The organism is Mesorhizobium sp. WSM4817 (assembly GCF_055811135.1).
On the sequence record NZ_JBVVQQ010000022.1, the window covers coordinates 74,778 to 92,039 of the forward strand.

General features: G+C 61.1%; 14 protein-coding genes and 2 pseudogenes. 4 read left to right on the top strand and 12 right to left on the bottom strand.

The features are described 5' to 3' along the window. Positions 1-32: 32 nt before the first annotated feature. On the bottom strand, positions 33-695 hold the full coding sequence (locus AC0L2K_RS25850) for a hypothetical protein (RefSeq protein ID WP_473532673.1): 663 nt from the start codon (positions 693-695) through the stop codon (positions 33-35). 645 nt (positions 696-1,340) lie between these two features. Further along, a complete protein-coding gene (locus AC0L2K_RS25855; protein WP_473532674.1) occupies positions 1,341-2,345 on the bottom strand; it encodes a GntR family transcriptional regulator in 1,005 nt (334 codons plus the stop codon). Positions 2,346-2,398: 53 nt separating this feature from the next. On the opposite strand from AC0L2K_RS25855, the gene AC0L2K_RS25860 reads away from it, so the two are divergent. After that, entirely contained in the window at positions 2,399-3,598 is a 1,200-nt protein-coding gene (locus AC0L2K_RS25860; RefSeq protein ID WP_473532675.1) for an IS110 family RNA-guided transposase, read from the top strand. Positions 3,599-3,863: 265 nt separating this feature from the next. Here AC0L2K_RS25860 and AC0L2K_RS25865 read toward each other — a convergent pair whose 3' ends face one another. From AC0L2K_RS25865 to AC0L2K_RS25885, 5 genes and pseudogenes are all read right to left on the bottom strand, one after another. Then, positions 3,864-4,100, bottom strand: coding sequence for a hypothetical protein (locus tag AC0L2K_RS25865; RefSeq protein ID WP_473532676.1), 237 nt, complete (start codon positions 4,098-4,100; stop codon positions 3,864-3,866). 197 nt (positions 4,101-4,297) lie between these two features. After that, on the bottom strand, positions 4,298-5,029 hold the full coding sequence (gene istB / locus AC0L2K_RS25870; RefSeq protein WP_473532677.1) for an IS21-like element helper ATPase IstB: 732 nt from the start codon (positions 5,027-5,029) through the stop codon (positions 4,298-4,300). Further along, positions 4,962-6,526 (bottom strand): annotated as a pseudogene (istA, locus tag AC0L2K_RS25875) (IS21 family transposase). Before istA ends, istB begins: the two are co-directional and overlap by 68 nt. A gap of 199 nt (positions 6,527-6,725) precedes the next feature. Continuing rightward, on the bottom strand, positions 6,726-7,733 hold the full coding sequence (locus AC0L2K_RS25880) for an alpha/beta fold hydrolase (protein ID WP_473532678.1): 1,008 nt from the start codon (positions 7,731-7,733) through the stop codon (positions 6,726-6,728). Beyond that, entirely contained in the window at positions 7,723-9,336 is a 1,614-nt protein-coding gene (locus AC0L2K_RS25885; protein WP_473532679.1) for an RcgA family putative transporter, read from the bottom strand. The genes AC0L2K_RS25880 and AC0L2K_RS25885 overlap by 11 nt, the downstream gene beginning before the upstream one ends. A gap of 358 nt (positions 9,337-9,694) precedes the next feature. Here AC0L2K_RS25885 and traR point away from each other — a divergent pair, with 358 nt between their 5' ends. Further along, on the top strand, positions 9,695-10,399 hold the full coding sequence (gene traR / locus AC0L2K_RS25890; protein WP_473532680.1) for an autoinducer-binding transcriptional regulator TraR: 705 nt from the start codon (positions 9,695-9,697) through the stop codon (positions 10,397-10,399). A 3-nt stretch (positions 10,400-10,402) separates the two neighbouring features. Here traR and AC0L2K_RS25895 read toward each other — a convergent pair. Continuing rightward, positions 10,403-10,709: pseudogene (locus AC0L2K_RS25895) on the bottom strand (transcriptional repressor TraM). A 200-nt stretch (positions 10,710-10,909) separates the two neighbouring features. Here AC0L2K_RS25895 and AC0L2K_RS25900 point away from each other — a divergent pair. Further along, positions 10,910-11,053: a hypothetical protein gene (locus AC0L2K_RS25900; RefSeq protein ID WP_473532681.1), complete on the top strand. Its 144-nt coding sequence runs from the start codon at positions 10,910-10,912 to the stop codon at positions 11,051-11,053. Positions 11,054-11,087: 34 nt separating this feature from the next. On the opposite strand, the gene AC0L2K_RS25905 is transcribed toward AC0L2K_RS25900, so the two are convergent. The 4 genes from AC0L2K_RS25905 to traA are packed head-to-tail and all read right to left on the bottom strand — an operon-like array spanning position 11,088 to position 16,717. Then, a complete protein-coding gene (locus AC0L2K_RS25905) occupies positions 11,088-11,717 on the bottom strand; it encodes a TraH family protein (RefSeq protein WP_473532682.1) in 630 nt (209 codons plus the stop codon). 17 nt (positions 11,718-11,734) lie between these two features. Continuing rightward, the gene (locus AC0L2K_RS25910; protein WP_473532683.1) at positions 11,735-12,970 is read right to left on the bottom strand and encodes a conjugal transfer protein TraB; all 1,236 of its coding nucleotides are present in this window, start codon (positions 12,968-12,970) and stop codon (positions 11,735-11,737) included. Then, a complete protein-coding gene (traF, locus tag AC0L2K_RS25915) occupies positions 12,891-13,421 on the bottom strand; it encodes a conjugative transfer signal peptidase TraF (RefSeq protein WP_473532684.1) in 531 nt (176 codons plus the stop codon). Before traF ends, AC0L2K_RS25910 begins: the two co-directional genes overlap by 80 nt. Continuing rightward, a complete protein-coding gene (gene traA, locus AC0L2K_RS25920; protein ID WP_473532685.1) occupies positions 13,418-16,717 on the bottom strand; it encodes a Ti-type conjugative transfer relaxase TraA in 3,300 nt (1,099 codons plus the stop codon). The genes traF and traA overlap by 4 nt, the downstream gene beginning before the upstream one ends. 245 nt (positions 16,718-16,962) lie before the next feature. Here traA and traC point away from each other — a divergent pair, with 245 nt between their 5' ends. Further along, the gene (gene traC / locus AC0L2K_RS25925) at positions 16,963-17,259 is read left to right on the top strand and encodes a conjugal transfer protein TraC (RefSeq protein WP_473532686.1); all 297 of its coding nucleotides are present in this window, start codon (positions 16,963-16,965) and stop codon (positions 17,257-17,259) included. The last annotated feature ends 3 nt before the right edge of the window (positions 17,260-17,262 follow it).

The following is a 17,262-nucleotide window of genomic DNA, read 5'->3' on the forward strand; positions in this document are numbered from 1 at the left end:
GATATATTATTTATTGTTTGCCTAACTTAGACTCATATCTGACATATTTTAGCATCTGCAGTGACAGCGCGCGGTTGCTTTCCAGCCTCCTGTACCGGCACCATTTCAAGGATAAAAGCGCCGCGCGGATGCGCAGGAATATCATCCCGCCAAAGCCCGCCGGCCAGATCATCAGCCAAGCTTGGCGATCTGGGAGCACCGCTAGCTTGCGTAATTTGGTTGAAGCACTCGCCGGACCGAGCGCCGGCGTCCCCTCTCGCGAGCACTCCGGCTAGTGGGGTTTGTGTCCGAATGAACTCCGGCATTAAGTAGAAAAGCCACCAGATCTCGATTTGCCTCTCGCCTATCCTGGCCCTGAAGGTTTCAGACATCGCGAACGAATTGAAGCGAAAACGAACCGAATTTGGCGATCGGTTCCAGGAAATTGCCCGAAGCAAGTCGAGATCCAGGCGCAATTGGCGGCGCTGGACCGCGTGATAGTCATCTACGAACCTGACTACGTGCCGTCGACCCGCCAGCGCGGCCGTCCCGCCAAGAACGGCGCGATCCCCCGAGCCGAGATCACTAAGCTCATTGGCGGCGTGAACAAGCGTCAGACCTGCCCTCGAAATCCTGCGCGAGGCGCGCCAGCCGCCGTCGACGGCGGAGTGTTCCCTGCGATTTGCAGAGAAACTCGGCTTGGTGGAAGGCGACACCAGGGTGAGCCATATCGCAAATCTGTCAGCGGTCCTTGGCCAACTCGAAAAGATCGGTCAGGTGATGCCTGAGACGATGGTCGACTTGAGCTTCTTGTCGAAGCAGGTCAAACCCTGATCGACGAGCCTCGGGGATCGCATTCTGAGCGCTCAGTGAGGATGGATCTCGTAGTAGTCATCCATCCAGGCGATCTAGCGGAGCACCATGGGTGATCATGCAAAGGAGTGACACGAACGCAATCACGCTTAAAGGTTTTGACCAAGGCTTCCGACACACCGCTGGATTGGGGGCCCTTCACCAGGCGTGAAGCAAGTAACGCGGTCAGCGCAGAGGCGAAGGCGCGTGTTCCTTGCTCCTATAGGGGTGCCATTTTCCGACAGGTGCCCGATCGGATGGGGCACCTCCTCCCGAAGCGTGTCTTGACCGCCTCCAGCATCATACCGCACAGGACCGCCCCTCCTGCCGGCATACCGAAGAACTTGCGCAGCCGAACCGCCCCGCGTGTGAGTAAAAACGAGACCCCGGTGATCGCCGGGATCTCTTTTACGCCGATGCGGCTCTCGTCAGCCCTCATCGGCAAAAGCCGAAACCGTAAGTGTCCAAGCCGAATCGCTCAGCTACTCGATTACCGTCGGCGAATTCACTCACAAATACTTCATTGCAAACGGGAAGTTTGCGAGCTGTCTCCTGCTCATATTTTGCATAGCGTGCGACACAGCGCGCTGTTCTACATCAAGGTGGTTCGTCAATGCGGATGCCACTGCGCTCGTAGTCTTGCAGAGCTGAGGCATTGCGTCCGTTAGCCTTGCCAGACTGGTTCGAAAAACCGGGGAAAGCTCAGACGCGGTGATTTCCATGCGAAGGGGATGTGAGCAGAAACAGAACTTGTCGATGATTTGGCAAATTTCGCAATTACATGCCCCCAGAGCTATGTCAGTGAATATTTCTTCCGCTCGGAGAGCGAGTTCCGTTGGCGATGACTCACCGGAGGGGGCGGTTCGGTCGAGAGGGTGAGTTCGTGTACGAGTTAAGGCGAAGGTGAGTGTTGCGCGCGCCACCACATACGAGTCCAATAGAACCCACTCGACCAGAGGTCTCGTAAAGTAGCCCCTTTGAGGAAGGGACACGATCTTCCCTTCCGCTGCAAGTCGGATAAGTGCTTCGCGCACCGGAGTCCGGCCGATGTTGAGCTTGGACGCTAGCTCTTTGTCGCTGAGATGCTGCCCCGGCATGTGGGCTTTGCCGTAGAGCAATTGAAGCACCGCGTCGTAGGCTGCATCGGCTTTTGCGTGCTTCCTGGCGTCAATAGCCAAACTGGGCATCTCTGTTCGACGACATTGGGCCGCATTTTTGCAGAACCACATCTCCACGCTTCCCTTTTTTCGACGTCCTTTGAACGTTCGACTAGCAGAATTGAGTTTCTGCGGCGTTGCTATTTCTCGACATCCGGACATAACGCATGCACCGCGCACCGCCTCAGCTGCATACACCATGCATATGAGGTGTGACCATGGCCGGCCGCGGCGCTCGAATGCCGAATCGTCAGAGGTCCAGACGCGGAAAGATTTAGGAGGCGTTAGGCGCTCGACGCACCTGACCTGCGCGCAAACCACTTCCTGCGCTCGTCGCTTCGCCACGCTAGACGTCATGTTCCAGGGCTGAGATCGGTGGCCGGCCCTTTCGTGCGATTGAAAGACGAGGGTTGCTCGGATGGGCCGAGCCGATCCTCACGCACGGAGGGCGAGCCATGGGAGAGTATAGCGAAGCGTTTGTCGCGTTTGATGTAGCCAAGAAGAAGCACGCGGTGGCGATCGCGGAGGGCGGCCGCACCGGCGAGGTCGAAAATAGTCCTGCAGCGATAGAGCGGACGATCAAGAAGCTGGGAAAGAACTATGATGGACTGCACGTCTGCTTCGAGGCCGGGCCGACGGGTTACGGGTTGTGCCGGCAGGTTCGCGATCTTGGTCACGACTGCATGGTGGTTGCGCCGGCCCTGATCCCGAAGCGCTCGGGCGAGCGGATCAAGACGAACCGACGGGACGCGGTCACGCTGGCGCGGCTGCATCGGGCGGGCGAGCTGACTGGAGTGTGGGTGCCGGACGTCGTCCATGAGGCTGTCCGCGATCTGGTTCGGGCCCGGGAAACTGCAGGCGACGATCTGCGCCGTAAACGCCAGCAACTGCTCTCCTTCCTTCTGCGCCATGGCCGGATATACGAGGGCGGCGGTCATTGGACATTGGCGCACCGGCGCTGGCTTGCCCGCCAGAGCTTCGAGCATATGGCGCAGCAGATTGTGTTCCAGGAGAAGATCGACGCGATCGAGGACGCCGCTCAGCGGCTACGCCGCCTGGACGAGCAGTTGCGCACTATCGTGCCGACCTGGTCCATGGCACGGGTCGCCGAGGCCTATCAGGCGATGCGCGGCGCCTCGTCCCTGGTCGCAGTGATCTTCGCGGCCGAGATCGGGGATGTGCGCCGCTTCGATACGCCGCCGCAGTTGATGGCCTTCCCTCAGCCTGGTTCCGGGAGAGCGCTCGACTGGCGATACGGTCCGCCCGTCGAGCCTTACGCTCGCCGGCAATCGACGCGCCCGCCGCCCCTTGGTCGAAGCGGCTTGGACTTACCGCTACCCGGCCAGGGTCAGCGAAGCACTAAGGCTCCGGCTCGAGGGTCTGCCGAAGGCTGCACCTTCCGAAGCCTGTCGAAAGCAAACAGCTTGCCTTTGCGCACGCTGTCTTCAAGAGGACTCGCCATCGCCAGATGCGCCGCAATCGCGCTGGCCAGCATGCAAGCCCGTCCCGCGCATCGATCCGGCAAGGCGCGGTGTGTCGAAGCGGATTGGTTCTTGGTCGGGGCGCAACAGAATATCCGACGACAGTTGGGCGTACACTCGTCCGCATGACGCATATCGTCGACAAACTTCAACCACTGAGAGGGTAGAAGGGGCTCTGCCCTCTCTCCCCCACAAGCAGAAACCGGCATTCCCCATGCTTCAGCCTTCGGGCCGCAGCACCGGCCTTCGGGTTGGTGATCCCCCTTCCGCTTTTCTGCTTGTCCCCGCTCTCCCGGTCCTCGCCGAACTGGCAAGGCAGGGCCAGGCCTGCACTAGGGAGCTTCGCAAGCCCTGCATTGTCGAGAAAGAGCCTGAGTGCCGACCCGCTATCCCGCTATCGCGTCATGTGGGCGAACAGCGATGCGAACGAACGCATACGCTGATCGCGACTCACCAAGGCGTATCGCTGATGGATCGCGAGATGGAAGGTCGCGAGCAGTCCTAGAGCGATCGCGCAGATAAACCAGTTGCGGGATGCCGCGATATCGATCTGAGCCGTCTCTTGCAGGGTGGCGCTATGATTGACAATGGCGCTCGACACTTCGAACATCTCCTGTTCGAGCCTGGTCATGTAATCCAGCGCGGCCTGGTCGTGTCGTGACGCCTACCAGGAGAATTGTCAATCGGCGCCGAACTTTGACCCCTGATCGGCGTCCAATATTGACCCCCCTTGCATAAGCGCGACGAGGAGCGCTCGCCGGACGGAGCTGGTCGGGGTTGCGCAGCCCGGCGAGTGCGGATTGTTTGGTCGATGGTCGCAGAGATCCGTCAGGCGCGGTTCTTGAAGCGCCAGGACTCGTTTCCGGTCTCGATGATCTCGCAGTGATGGGTGAGCCGGTCGAGCAGCGCCGTCGTCATCTTTGCGTCGCTGGCAAAGACACTCGGCCATTCGCCGAATGCCAGGTTGGTGGTGACGATGATGGAGGTGCGCTCGTAGAGCCGGCTGATGAGATGAAAGAGAAGCTGCCCGCCGGCCTGAGCGAAGGGGAGATAGCCGAGTTCGTCGAGGACGACGAAGTCGAGTCGGGTGAGGTAGTCAGCGATGCGTCCCTGCTTGCCGTTTCGGTGCTCCGTCTCGAGCCGGTTGACGAGATCGACGACGTTGAAGAAGCGGCCGCGTGAACCGTTGCGGATCAGGGCGCGCGCGATGGCGATCGCCAGATGCGACTTGCCGGTTCCGGTGCCGCCGATGAGCACGGCATTGCGCTGGTCGGCGACGAAGGTGCCGTTGGCGAGTTCGCCAACGAGGGCCTCGTTGACCGGCGTGTCGGTGAAGTCGAAGTCCTCGATCTCCTTGGCGAGCGGCAGCTTGGCGACGGTCAGCTGGTATTTGATGGAGCGCGCCTGCTTCTCGGCGATCTCGGCCGACAGCAGATCGCCGACGATCCTCGGCGGCTCGTGCTGACGCTTGATCCCGGTGGCCATGATCTCGTCATAGGCGCCGCGCATGCCGTAGAGCTTCAAGGTGCCCATCAGTTCGAGAACCTGTGTCCTTTCCATCAGCTTGCCCTCCTGAGGCTGTCGTAACGGGCGCAGTCGGCCTGCGGCTCATGCTTCAGGCGTAGCGCATCCGGAGTGAGCACGGTCACCGCCGGCGCCGGATCGCGGCGGCGGGCCAGGATGTTGAGGATGACAGCCGACGAGCAGACGTTCTGGTCGAGGGCCTCCTGACAGGCCGTCTCGACGGCCTCGATCCCGTCGGAGACCACTGCAGCCAGGATGGCGACCATCTGCCGGTCGCCGTCGTCAGCGTCCTTCAGTTTGCGGCGAACCTTCTCCGTGGCCGACGGCAGAACCCAATCCCGGAACGGTGCGCCGTTGCGTAGCGCTCCGGGCTTTCGGGAGAGGACCGGGACGTAGTGCCAGGGATCATAGACGGTCTCGCCGCGTCCGAAGGAGCGGGCGTGCTCGCCGACGATGAGGCCGTCCTGGCGGATGACGATGCGGTCGGCATAGGCCTGGGTCTCGACCGGCCGTCCGACTGCCGTCGACAGCACCGAGTATTTGTTGTTGTCGAAGCGCACCGTGCAGGTCTTCGACACCGAGGCGGGAACCGCATGGAAGCCATTGAACGGGCCGCGATAGGCGATCAGCTTGCCGCGTTCCTCCTCGAACACCTCCCAGATCGTGTGGTCCGGCTGATCGACATGGCGGTGGGCCTTAGCCCAGGCGACGCACTTGTCGAGCAGCCAGGCGTTCAACTCCTCGTAGCTCCTGAAGCGCAGCCGTGGCGTGAAGAAGCGCTCGCGCACCAGTCCGACCTGGTTCTCGACCTGCCCCTTCTCCCAGCCGGAGGCCGGGGTGCAGGCGACCGGCTGCACCAGGTAATGGCTGCACATCTGCAGGAAGCGGCGATTGTATTGCCGGTCCTTGCCCACGAAGACCGTCTCCACCGCCGTCTTCATGTTGTCGTAGATGCCGCGCGTGCAGGCTCCGCCGAAGAGCGAAGGCCCGATCGTGGGCATCGAACACCATCTCCTGCGTCTCGCGCGGATAAGCCCGCACGAACATCATGCGGCTGTGGCAGAGCCGGACATGGGCCACCTTCACGGTCACCGTCACGCCGTTGATGAGGACGATCTCGTGGCTCCAGTCGAACTGGTAGGCGTCGCCGGGCGGGAAGAACAGCGGCACATAGGCGTCCTCCGACGCCGACCCTTGCGCCTTCGCCCAGTTCTTGGCGTAGCGCCGGACCGCATCATAGCCGCCTTCGTAGCCGAGCCGGTGAAGCTCTTCGTATATCCGCACCAGCGTCAGGCAATCACGGCCGGACTTCCCGCGGTTGCTGCTCAGGAGCGCATCGAACTGGTCCTGCCAGGGTCCGATCTTCGGCATCGGCTGCCGCTCGCGCTCATAGGAGAAGGACGTCTCATCAGACCTGAGAATCTTGCGCACCGTGTTGCGCGACAGATGAAGGTCCCGGCAGATCCGTTTGACGGACCAGCCCTGAACATAAAAAGCGCGCCGAACACGGGCAATTGTATCCACCGACTTCATCCCCCCTCCATCCGCTCGCCGAGACAAGCGGATGGTCGCAGATCGCCATCAACAGGGGGGTCAAAATTGGACGCCGATTCCCCGCCTTAGGGGGTCAAAATTGCACGCCGAAACACAAGGAGAATTATCTGGTGAACTGACCGGCCAACGCCAAACTGATGCTCGCCAGGCCGACTTGTCAGCAGACGACAGAAAACGCTCAACGGCCGCGCCTTAGTAACCGCTTCAAGCTCAAACCGGCCAAAAAAATGTAAGGCGGCATGGCGAGCGAATAGTGACCACAGTTTAATTCCAAAATATTTGGCCTAGCCCCGGCGTCCTTCAGCCTCTGCATGAACCTCTCCGATAGCTCTGGCAACACCACCTTGTCTCTCTTGGCCAACACAACCTGAAGATCGAGACCAGGCCGTGCCAAACTATGCGCGTAATTCTCCAAGTTAAGTGGACCCCAGGCCCTTCTGAGATCGGCCAGCTCAATCTCAGGCTCAAGGCCATCGCGTATCGATCGTGTCGCGCGGCCCGTCCAAACCATATCCGCTAGACTCCCCGCCGTCAGAAACAACGAGGCTTTTGACACAGCCAAGTCGTGTGCCGCGACTATGGACGCAACCCAGGAACCTAAGCTCATTCCGAGAACCGAAATCTCTCGATAGCCTTCCCTTTTCAACCAACGTATGAGTTTTCGCCCATCCAACACTGCCTGCCTTACAGATTGGATCGTTCGACCGAGATTAGGGCTAAGCATGTAGTCGGCGTGCATGGAGCCGGGACGGCTGCGTTCGAAGTGGTAAGGCATAGCAATCTCGACAACCGTGATGCAACGCTGCGAGAAAAAGTTGGCAATCTGACGATTCCGGGCGCTTGCATTCCAATGGTGAAAAATCACCATCGCCTGATCGAACGAACCGCTTTCTGTGATTTTCGCCCAGACTACATTGTTGTCTTCGATGTCAGTAGAAATGTCCGATGGAAATTTGAGCCACCCGTCTTGCCTTTCAAAACCCTGATCGCTCCCGCTCGGCTCATCGAAAAAGGCTAGATCAGCCACGGCCCGGTCGGCAAGGACACAAAACTCCTCGATACTTGCTATCTTCTTCGCACCTGGAAAGGCGCGTTCCGCGTCAAGGACGAAATCCGTTGGTTTCTTCCCTTCCTCTGCGCGAAGGGCCCGGCGTTCGTCCCAACGATCGAGCCAACTATGAAACACTCTGATTATTTCCTAACTTACTCGCTCGCCATCGCCCCAACCCTGGATCAAACAGGCCGTATATTGCGAGCAGCACTCCAACGCCCAGAAGGATCGAAAAGCCAGCAAATGCATCGATCAGCAAGTAGCCAGCCACGAGTAACGCTACCATCGCTGACATCCTCCACAAAGGCATACAAAACCGACGTTCGACACCTAAACGGATGGAACCATAGAGAAAAACAACACAGGTCGAAATAGCGATAAGAAGGCTACTGTAATGGGTCGGCCTACGATAGCTGATCCCGGCGCTCACATCATTGCGCCCATAGAAGGCGGAAGTCATATCGCTGACCAACCAAGCCACAATATTCTCTCCTCGCGATGTCAAGTAAGCACTCTGGACCTTCATGACTATGGCGATCAGAACCCCCAAAACAGTACACTGAAAAATTCCACGCATCACTCTGAGGCTGGCTTCGTTGTGCTCGTGCTGACAATCCACTTCCGGCCGATTACTCGCTGCTTCTCCAATTCTCCAAAGATCATGGATCACCGTATAGAGCAAAATGAGACCTACGAAGAACAGATAAAAGCACAGGCACATGTATAGGTAAGCGAGCCCCGTGAATACGACCGCTTCCGGCACCGATATAACCTCAGGGCGCACAATCGCTAACGAGCCCCAATCCGTCGCATAGTTGCCACCGCCTTGCATCAACGGAATCAAACACACGCCGATCCACTGAAAAAGACCGGCGAACAGCACACAAATCAAAAAAACCGCCCAATATGAACATGAAGAAGCTTCTACGCTACGCGCCCAGGCATCGTCGCTTTCCATCTTATTGCCATTCCCCACAAGCTTTGGACGGCCTTCATCTTTCCAAAAAATCACTAGCTCGGTCACGAAGGCAAAAAACAGTGGCAAAAATACCATGAAGACGAATGTCCAATTCGCTGTCCAAAGAAACCCAACCTGCTTGACGACGCCATCCGCCCGGCCATATGTCACGCTGTGAATCCCCGTAATATACGATACAAACCCAAGGGCGGTGACACCCGCAAACACCGACGCCGGTAAATTCAGGGGAGATCCGTGACTAAAGAACGCCTCCGATTTCCTCGCCAAACTAAAACGCCGCCTCGGCCCCTTGCCGTCAGTATCCCTTTTTAGCTCTGCCGGAGACGCTGTGTCGTCATCGAAGGTCGCAGCCAGTGCTGTATCTGGAATCTCTTGTGCAACGCTGCTTCCGGCTTTCTTCCATTCTCGTCTCTTGGCCGATAACCGCGATTGCGCCGCACTAAGCTCCATCTGCCATTCGCTGGTTGCCACCGGATCATCGCACCCAAAAACCCTCGCCAGCCAACGAATATTGGCAGTGCTGATTCCCTTCTCGTTCTCTTGAAACCAAAGCTGCACCGTTCGCAGATCGACCCCAATCCGGTTGGAATCGATCTGTGAAATCGCCTCTGCGAGAAGCTCGGGCGTCCATGGGCCTGCAGGAAACCCGTCCTTGCCCAATGGCCGACCAGCACCCGCCGCGGCCAACCGCTTGAATATTTCTTTGAAATCACTTTCGTCTCCGGGCGGAGGGAGAAATATTTTTCCATTCTTAATCAATGGCTTACAGGCGCTGCTTTCGTTTCGTTTCGCTGGCCTTCGTATCCTATCGTGCTCTCGTCCTTGATCAACGTTTTTATCAACTCGATTTTGGCCGGCACGGGAGAGGATCGAATACCGGCGACCCGCTAGAGAGGCTGAACACGGTTGTTGCGTCGGTCATGCGAGCTGAGCATGGCAAATGTCCCCTAGGCCGGAACGACCCTACGTCGGAACGAAGTGATCCGGTGTGAAGGCTGGTCCGCTTTGCCGAACCGATCGTAGCGGGCGCACCACATGAGGGGTTGAAGGCCCGTTCTCGCCGCCTGGCCATCGGGGGATCACACGAAATCGCCGAAGCGTTCAGGGAGGGAAACGAATGCAGCACTGGCTGGATAAGCTGACTGACCTTACCGCTGTCGAAGGCGATCAACGCAACCTTAAGGATGCTCTGGCTGGCCTGGCTGAACAGATCGGCTTTGGCGGGTATGCCTATCTCAACATCCAGCCCGGCCACACGCTCGCGATTTCGAACTATCATCCAGAGTGGCAGTCGGTATACTTCGGACGAAATTATTCTGCGCTCGATCCGGTCGTAGGACGCGCGAAAACCATGAAGCGGACCTTCACGTGGAGCGGCGATCAGGAGAGGCCGCGGCTTTCAAAAGCCCAACGCGCGTTTTACGCGCACGCGGCTGATTTCGGCATCCGCTCCGGCATAACCATCCCCGTCAGAACGGCGAACGGTTCGATGTCGATGTTCACCCTGGCCTCTGAGAAGATGGCGGTCGACCTCGACCGGGAGATCGACGCCGTTGCCGCTGCGACGGCGGTCGCCCAGCTCCATGCCCGCATCGCCTTCCTGCAGGCAACGCCCAGCGTCGAAAGGGCTGCCTATCTTGACCCCAAGGAGGCCACCTATCTTCGCTGGATCGCCGTCGGCAAAACGATGGAGGAAGTGGCGGAACTGGAGGGAGTAAAGTACAACAGCGTACGCGTCAAACTTGCCGAGACCAAGAAGCGCTTCGACGTCCATACAACGACGCACCTGACTGCCCTCGCCATCCGCAGAAAGTTGATCTGAAGCTCAGTTCACCGATGCCTTCGGGATATAGCCGAGAATGCTGATCAGCGTGTTCACAACGCTCATCTGCGCGTGCATCTCCATACTGGCCTCGATGTAACAGAGATGCCGAGCGCCGCCGATCACATTTCGTGACTTATACTCCTCAGGTAATGCCTGGAAGTTGATCAGCCTTGTCCACCAGACGCCGGTGGGTTCGGATGGCGTCGATCGTGAGGGTCTCCAGGTCGGTCGGGGGAAGTCCGCTCGTGAGCCCCACTATCGGCCGAAGCTCGAATTTTTCCTTCAACGTCGCGTCGTCCGATTCCATTCCAGTCCCCTTAGGTTTGGCTGCGGTACGCCCCCGCTGACGACGAACCCTTTGAACCCTAGCCGGGGTTCGGATCCGAGATGACTCGGCCCTGAGACCTTTTGACCCCGTGCTCCTTCCGCCCAGGTGCGCGTCACCTGCGGCCGCCAGAATGCGACGGCAGGTACGACATTCACTGCCACGACAACAGGAGGGAAATGATGACAACTACCTCATATTTCGGACTGGATGTCCACAAAGACACAATTTCCGCCGCGGTAGCTGACGCCGACCGGGTGGAGGCGCGTTTCTTCGGCCAGATTGCCAACACGCCGGAGGCCGTCACAAAGCTGACAGCCAACTGAGCAAAGACAATCAATTGATCGTTTATGATGGCTCCTATTTTTCACGAGCGCCGATACCCGACAGATCGATCCGAATGCCTGCTTTATTCGGGTCGGTGGTCGCGGCTTCACGCGCAAGATCGGTTCCGCCAGCCGCGGTTTTGTCGCCACGCTGCTCGGCGGTTTCCCCTTCGCTCGCGGGCGTCGGCTGGGCCAGCTTCTCTTCTGTGGGGTCGGGCGCCCGAAACACGGCCGTGCCTTCGAAGTAGCCGGTCTGCCAGGCGATGATCGCGTCGTCGAAAAGCTGCGGCAGGACCTCCTTTTCGGTGGGGTTGCCGTACCATTCAGTAACGATCCGATAGACCTTGGCGAACAGCGCCGTACCCATCCGGAGATTGGCGCAGGCATCGACCAGGTCGGGCTGGAGTTCGCCCGCCTCAACGACGCCAAGGCCGGCCGGATATTGCGTGATGCCGACGCGCACGATATTGCGACCGACATGCTGGCGGATCAGTTCCATCGCCTCGTCCGGCGTGGCTGGCTTCGGAACAAGCACGACACGGTTGCCCGACCGGACGGTGACGGTCAGCGGATCCTGCGACCCTGCCCGCTCGATGAACGTCTCAACGATCGCTGGCTTCAGAGCCCGATCGGCGCATTGCTGAATGAGGGCGGCGTCGACCATCCCGGTTTCTCCTTTGCTCATGTGTTGAAGGCCTGCACCAATGGACGGTTGAAGAGCTTCGCCCAGGCGACCGCGCTGGCCCGCTGGATGGCGACGATCGAGGTGCCGGCGGTCCACCAGCCGTTGCCGGTCGCCACGATGATGTCCGGGGCGTGCAGCATTGACTGGAGCGCCGGCCAGAGAATGAGCTGCTCGTAGCAGATCAGCGGCGCGATCCTCGTGCCCGCGAGCCCTACGACCGGATTGGCAAAGAGGTGGGCTCGGGCGCCGCCGCCCTGTCCCGTCCAGGCCCGCCATGGCTGCCACATGGAGACCGGGACCGGCACGCGTTCGCGATAGAGGATGCGCGCCTCGTCGGCGGTGATCGCCACCATGACATTGTCGTAGCCGCTGGCGTCGATCACGGCCGCGCCGGCGAGGACGGTGATGTCGGACCCGCGCAAGCCCTCCTGCCAGAGATGCACGACGGTTGGCGTCCAGAAGCCCAGCGCGCTCTCGGGAAGAACGATGAATCGGCTTCCCTCGGCTGCCCGAGCGCGAACCGTTGCAATGAGGCCACGGTGATGCTCGAGCGAACCGTCACGCCCGAGCCTCTGGCCTAGTTCGAGGTCGACGCCCTTCCATCCGGCCGGTAGGGAAGGTTCTGTCCACGTTGCGGCGGACCAGAGCCACAAGCCTCCCAGGGCAATGACGGCTGCCGGCCAGTATCGCGATGTCATCATCGCGATACTGGCCGCAGTTGCGGCAAGGCCCCACCATCCCCATCCCGAAAAGAGCACGCCCGCCGCCGTCGTAGAATGCGCCCAGCCGGTGATGCCGAAGGGCGGCAGCCCCATCAGCACCGCCGCCGCGAGATACCGCACCGCTCTTCCCTTCCCCGGATGCCGTGTCCAGAGAAGCGCATGCACGGTGACGAAGGAGGTCGAGGGCATCACCCAGAGCAGGAGGCCCGGCCAGATGTCGGCGGCATAGAAGGTCGCGACACCCTGTGGCAGGCCGCGTGAGGCGGCGAGGAAATAGCCTCCCGAGACGGCGGCCGCGACCACGCGCGACGGCGACTTCGCCCAGAGCAGCGGGAAGACCATCGCGACCGGGAGGGTCAGCACAGTTCCGCTCCAGCCGACAGTGCCAACCACAATCGACAAGGCGATCAGGACCGACCCGCGCCAGCGTTTACGGATCGAAGGTGACGACCGGCCGGGCAAGGCCGAGAAGCCCGCTGTCGGGTACCGGTCCAAAATATCGGGAGTCATAGGAGCTCGCAAAGGATGAGTGGAGATAGAGATGGCCCGGTGGCACGGTGCCTCCGGGATAGGGGTCGATCGCCCTGCCCTCTCCGTCCGTCTTACGAATGCGGGACGAGCCAAGCACCTCGCCGTCGATCTCGACGTTGACGCCGATGTCGATGCGCTGCCCGGGAAGTGCCGCGACAGTCTTGATGAGAGGCGCGAAGCGGCCGGCACAGAGTCCGCGCCGGAGATAGCCGCGCTGTCGTGCTGCCTCGAACCGCGGCTTGGCCGGAGGGCAGATGAACACCAGCTCCCCGGCAATGGCGGCTCGATGAAGCGGCTCGATGCGCCAGATACCGAGCGGCTCGCTCGGCGTGAGATTCAACCGAAAGCCGCCGACAACACCGATCGCCGCCAGCGCGCCGATGATGCTGCCGGTCGCGCAGAGCGCCGCCGTGACACCACGCCTGGTCATTGCTTCATCACCGGCGTCTGGCGCTGCGAAAGGCGCAGTTCCTCTGCCTGCTTCAGCATAGCTGCCGTGCGCTCGTGGGCTGCGAGCTGCTGCGCGGTCCGCATCACCGGCCAGGCCTCCTTCAGCCGTTCCTTTTCCTGGGGCTGGAGCCCTTCGGCGAGTTTGTCTAAGAGCTGACCTGCGGGATTGCGCGCGGCGTTGGTCAGCAGCGTGCGCTCGCCGAACCGTTGCGCCACCGCCTCGTTGAAGCCGTCGATCTCGAGCTTGGCCTCGCGGTTGCTGAGTGCGTATCCCAGCGCTGCGGGAAGATCGTTGCGGTCGATGGCGTCGCGCACCCGTTCCAGCACACTCCGCGCGGCAGGCGACAGCGCCGGAATGTCGATCGACACACGCTGGCGCAGCGTCTTCTCCTCACCCTCGATGCGCTGCAGGGCGCTCTCACGCATCTCAAGATAGCGCTCGATGTCGCGCTTCAGCGCCGGCGCGTTGACGTCGGCGACGCGGCGGGCTTCGCGGTCCGCCTTGCTGGCGAGAAGGCCGGTCTTGCCGATGAGCGGGCCGATCGATACCGGATCCGTCGCGAGCTTCTGAAGCGTCTGCGACGCCGCTCGGCCGTCGGCCAGGACCGCGTCGAAGTTCATCGTCCGGAAGGCGGTCTCGGGATCGGCGAAAACGTAGCGGAACCGGGTCGAGACCTCCTCCCATTGTTTTTTGAGGGCGGGATCGTTCGCGAGCGTCTGCTCGACGGCGTCGCTTAAGGGTATCGGGAACAGCTTCACGCCGGCAAGCATCGGGCGGGCCTTCTTCGTTTGCATTGAGGGGGTCTGCAGCAGGCCGAGGCGCTCACCCGCCGCACGAAGGAGGATCGCCAGTTCCGCGAGCTTCGAGCCCTGGCGCAGCGTCCAGTCGAGCCGGTCGCGCAGCATCGTTCGGGCGACATGAACGATGTGCAGGCCGCGGTTCTCGGCGAAGGAGAGCGCGTGACGGTAGAGCGTGCCGCGCTCGTAATCGAGCGTGGTTTCCTTGGCGTTCCGACGTGACAGGATCTTCGTCAGGCCGCCATTGAAGGCGAAGGAGCGGCGGCCATAGTAGAGCTGCAGATCGTCGCGATGACGGGTCATCGCGACATAGGCCAGATGGCGATCCAGGGAGAGGGAGGCGAGCACCTTCACCCGATCGACGGTGGCGCCCTGGGACTTGTGAATGGTAGTGGCATAGCCGTGGTCGAGATTGTTGTAGAAGCGCTGTTCGACCGTCACCTGGCGGCGCTGACTGCTCTCACCCAGGCTGACCGTGATACGGTTCGGCGCTGCCTCGACCACGCGCCCGGTCATGCCGTTCTTGACGCCGAGCGAGCCCTCGTTTTTCAGGAAGACGATCTGGTCGCCGGCGTCGAAATGGCGGATGCCGTCGGCGGTCCTGAAGGCATGGCCTGCACTGAGGATACCGCGATCGACCAGCTTCTCGCGCGCGAGCTCGTTGAGCATGCGGACGTCACGACGCAGGTGCGCGAGAATCAGCGTGGACTTCGCCGGATCGTAGTCGCGGTTCCAATCGGCGATCAGCTTCTCGACAGCCTCAGACTTCAGCTCCGAACCGAGCACCCTGCCCTGTGAGCGATAAGCGGCAAGCGCCTGGTCGACACGGCCGCGCGCCAGATCGAGCGAGGCCTTGCGCATCCAGTCCTCGCGCTGGCGATAGATCGTTTCGAGCTCGGCATAGCCGATGCGGTCGACGATGGCGCGGAAAGCGGCGCCCGCCTCGATCGGCTGCAGTTGCTCCGGATCGCCGACCAGAATGAGCTTGGCACCTGCCCTGACGACGGCCTCGACGAAGCCGGCCATCTGCTTCGACGCGACCATGCCGGCCTCGTCCATGACGAACACCGTCTTGGCGCCGAGCGTGTCACGGTCCTCCTTCCAGCGTAGCTCCCACGACGCCAGAGTGCGGCTGACGATCCCTGCTTCCTTCTCCAGACCCTCTGCCGCCTTGCCGGCGAGTGCTGCGCCGACAACACGGTATCCGGCAAGTTCCCATGCCTCGCGGGCCGCCTTCATCATGGTGGTCTTGCCGGCGCCGGCGCGGCCGACGACAGCGGCTACCCGGGCGGGACCGGCGACGTGCTCGATGGCGGTTCGCTGCTCGTCCGACAGGCGGGCATGCCGGGCAAAGGTCGCTTCCAGTAGCCTCTGCGGAACGCCGTGGGTCTCATGACCGGAAAGCCAGATCGCCCGCCGCGCCATCCCGGCTTCGAGCCGGATCAGATCCCGCAAAGTGTAGCGGGCGGGCATCCTTTCTCCGGTTGCGAACGCCACCGTGTCGCGCTGCAGGCGAAGCACCTCCGGGCGCTGGATGATGCGCGCAAGGAGCTGCTGAAACACTGCCGGATCGTCGACATAGCGATGCAGCACCTTGGCAATATCGCATTCATCGAAGACGCTTTTCTCGCGGGTAACGAGATCGAGCACGATCTCCGGACGGGCCTGAATGCGGCGCAGGTTCTCAGCCTTCCGCTCCTCCTGCAGATCGAGCCTCTCCAGCGATGGCTTCCACCCTTCCGCTGTTGCCTTGCGCTGGATCGCCTTGGCGCCAACGCCGACATGGATCGTCGGCACGAGCTCGATGCCCTGCTTCTCGTAGGAGCGGCCATCGACCTGCAGCGCGATCCCGTTCACCGCGAGATGATGGTTTAGTCGTTCAAACCAGGCATCGCGAAACGCGTTGAAGTCTTGGCCGTCGCCGGCCCATAGTTCGTAGACGATCTTGCCAGTGTTGTTTCGCAGCGGCTGCCCATCTTCGCCGGTGACCGCGACCTTCTTGGCGCCAAAACCGTCTTCGGTGAGCGGCCGCAGCGTCGTCATCAGGTGGATATGTGGATTGCCGGGGTTGTCGTGGTAGACCCAGTCGGCGACCACACCCTTCGACAGGATGTGTTTTTCCACGAAGTCGCGGACGAGCGCGATGTTCTGTTCTACTGAGAGCTCCAGCGGCAGGGCAATGGTGAGGTCCTTTGCGAGCTGCGCGTCGACACGCTTCTCGAAGGCCTCGACCCTGTTCCAGAAGGCTTCCGCCGCACCAGTGACAGACCGGTCCGCGATCAGCTTGCGCGCCCAATGCGGCGCATCGGCCGGCAGCAGGAACTCCTCATGCACCAGGCCCTGCTTGAGCGAATAGTCGATCGTCCGCGCCTCGCGTTCGTAGTCCATCCGGGCGCAATGCCGGTAGGCCGCTGACAGCACCGCGCTGCGACCGTCGCCGCGGCTGACGATGCTGACGGAGAAATGGGCGATGGCCACGGCGACGAAAACTCCCGAACACGAAGCTCATTCGTCGAGAGCCGCCGGCCACTTGGGCCTCGACGCAAGACGTCGCGTCAGCGACGTATAATTGCGCCCTTGGATCCGCTCCTTCGGAACGGCGGGATGATCCTCCAAAGTGTCGGCCTTGCCGACGTGCAAATCTGCACGTTCCTCCGGACGTGCTTTTGAGAAAGTCTTGCGCCGAAACAAACGCCACCTGACTTCAAGGAGACGCGACCGGAATGAAGAAGCCGTCGTCGAAGATACGTGAAGAAATCGCCCGCCTGCAGGACCAGCTCAAGCAGGCCGAGACGCGCGAGGCCGAGCGCATCGGCCGGATCGCGTTGAAAGCCGGACTTGGAGAAATCGAGATGGAGGAGGCCACGCTTCAGGCAGCGTTCGAGGAAATCGCCGTGCGCTTTCGCGGCGGCAAGGGAGCTGCGACCGGAAAGAGAAACACCGGTGAGGGCAGGACTGCGGGCGCTCCGCCCGCGACGGTCGCAACTGGCGCGGCTGCGGGCAGCGGTAGCGAGGCTTGAGCG

Bases quoted from the DNA above. Each gene is read 5' to 3' on its own strand.
- traR (WP_473532680.1), top strand. From the start codon at position 9,695: ATGCAGCACTGGCTGGATAAGCTGACTGACCTTACCGCTGTCGAAGGC.
- AC0L2K_RS25865 (WP_473532676.1), bottom strand. From the start codon at position 4,100: ATGACCAGGCTCGAACAGGAGATGTTCGAAGTGTCGAGCGCCATTGTC.
- AC0L2K_RS25910 (WP_473532683.1), bottom strand. From the start codon at position 12,970: ATGACTCCCGATATTTTGGACCGGTACCCGACAGCGGGCTTCTCGGCC.
- AC0L2K_RS25900 (WP_473532681.1), top strand. From the start codon at position 10,910: ATGACAACTACCTCATATTTCGGACTGGATGTCCACAAAGACACAATT.
- istB (WP_473532677.1), bottom strand. From the start codon at position 5,029: ATGGAAAGGACACAGGTTCTCGAACTGATGGGCACCTTGAAGCTCTAC.
- AC0L2K_RS25855 (WP_473532674.1), bottom strand. From the start codon at position 2,345: ATGACGTCTAGCGTGGCGAAGCGACGAGCGCAGGAAGTGGTTTGCGCG.
- AC0L2K_RS25905 (WP_473532682.1), bottom strand. From the start codon at position 11,717: ATGGTCGACGCCGCCCTCATTCAGCAATGCGCCGATCGGGCTCTGAAG.
- traC (WP_473532686.1), top strand. From the start codon at position 16,963: ATGAAGAAGCCGTCGTCGAAGATACGTGAAGAAATCGCCCGCCTGCAG.
- traF (WP_473532684.1), bottom strand. From the start codon at position 13,421: ATGACCAGGCGTGGTGTCACGGCGGCGCTCTGCGCGACCGGCAGCATC.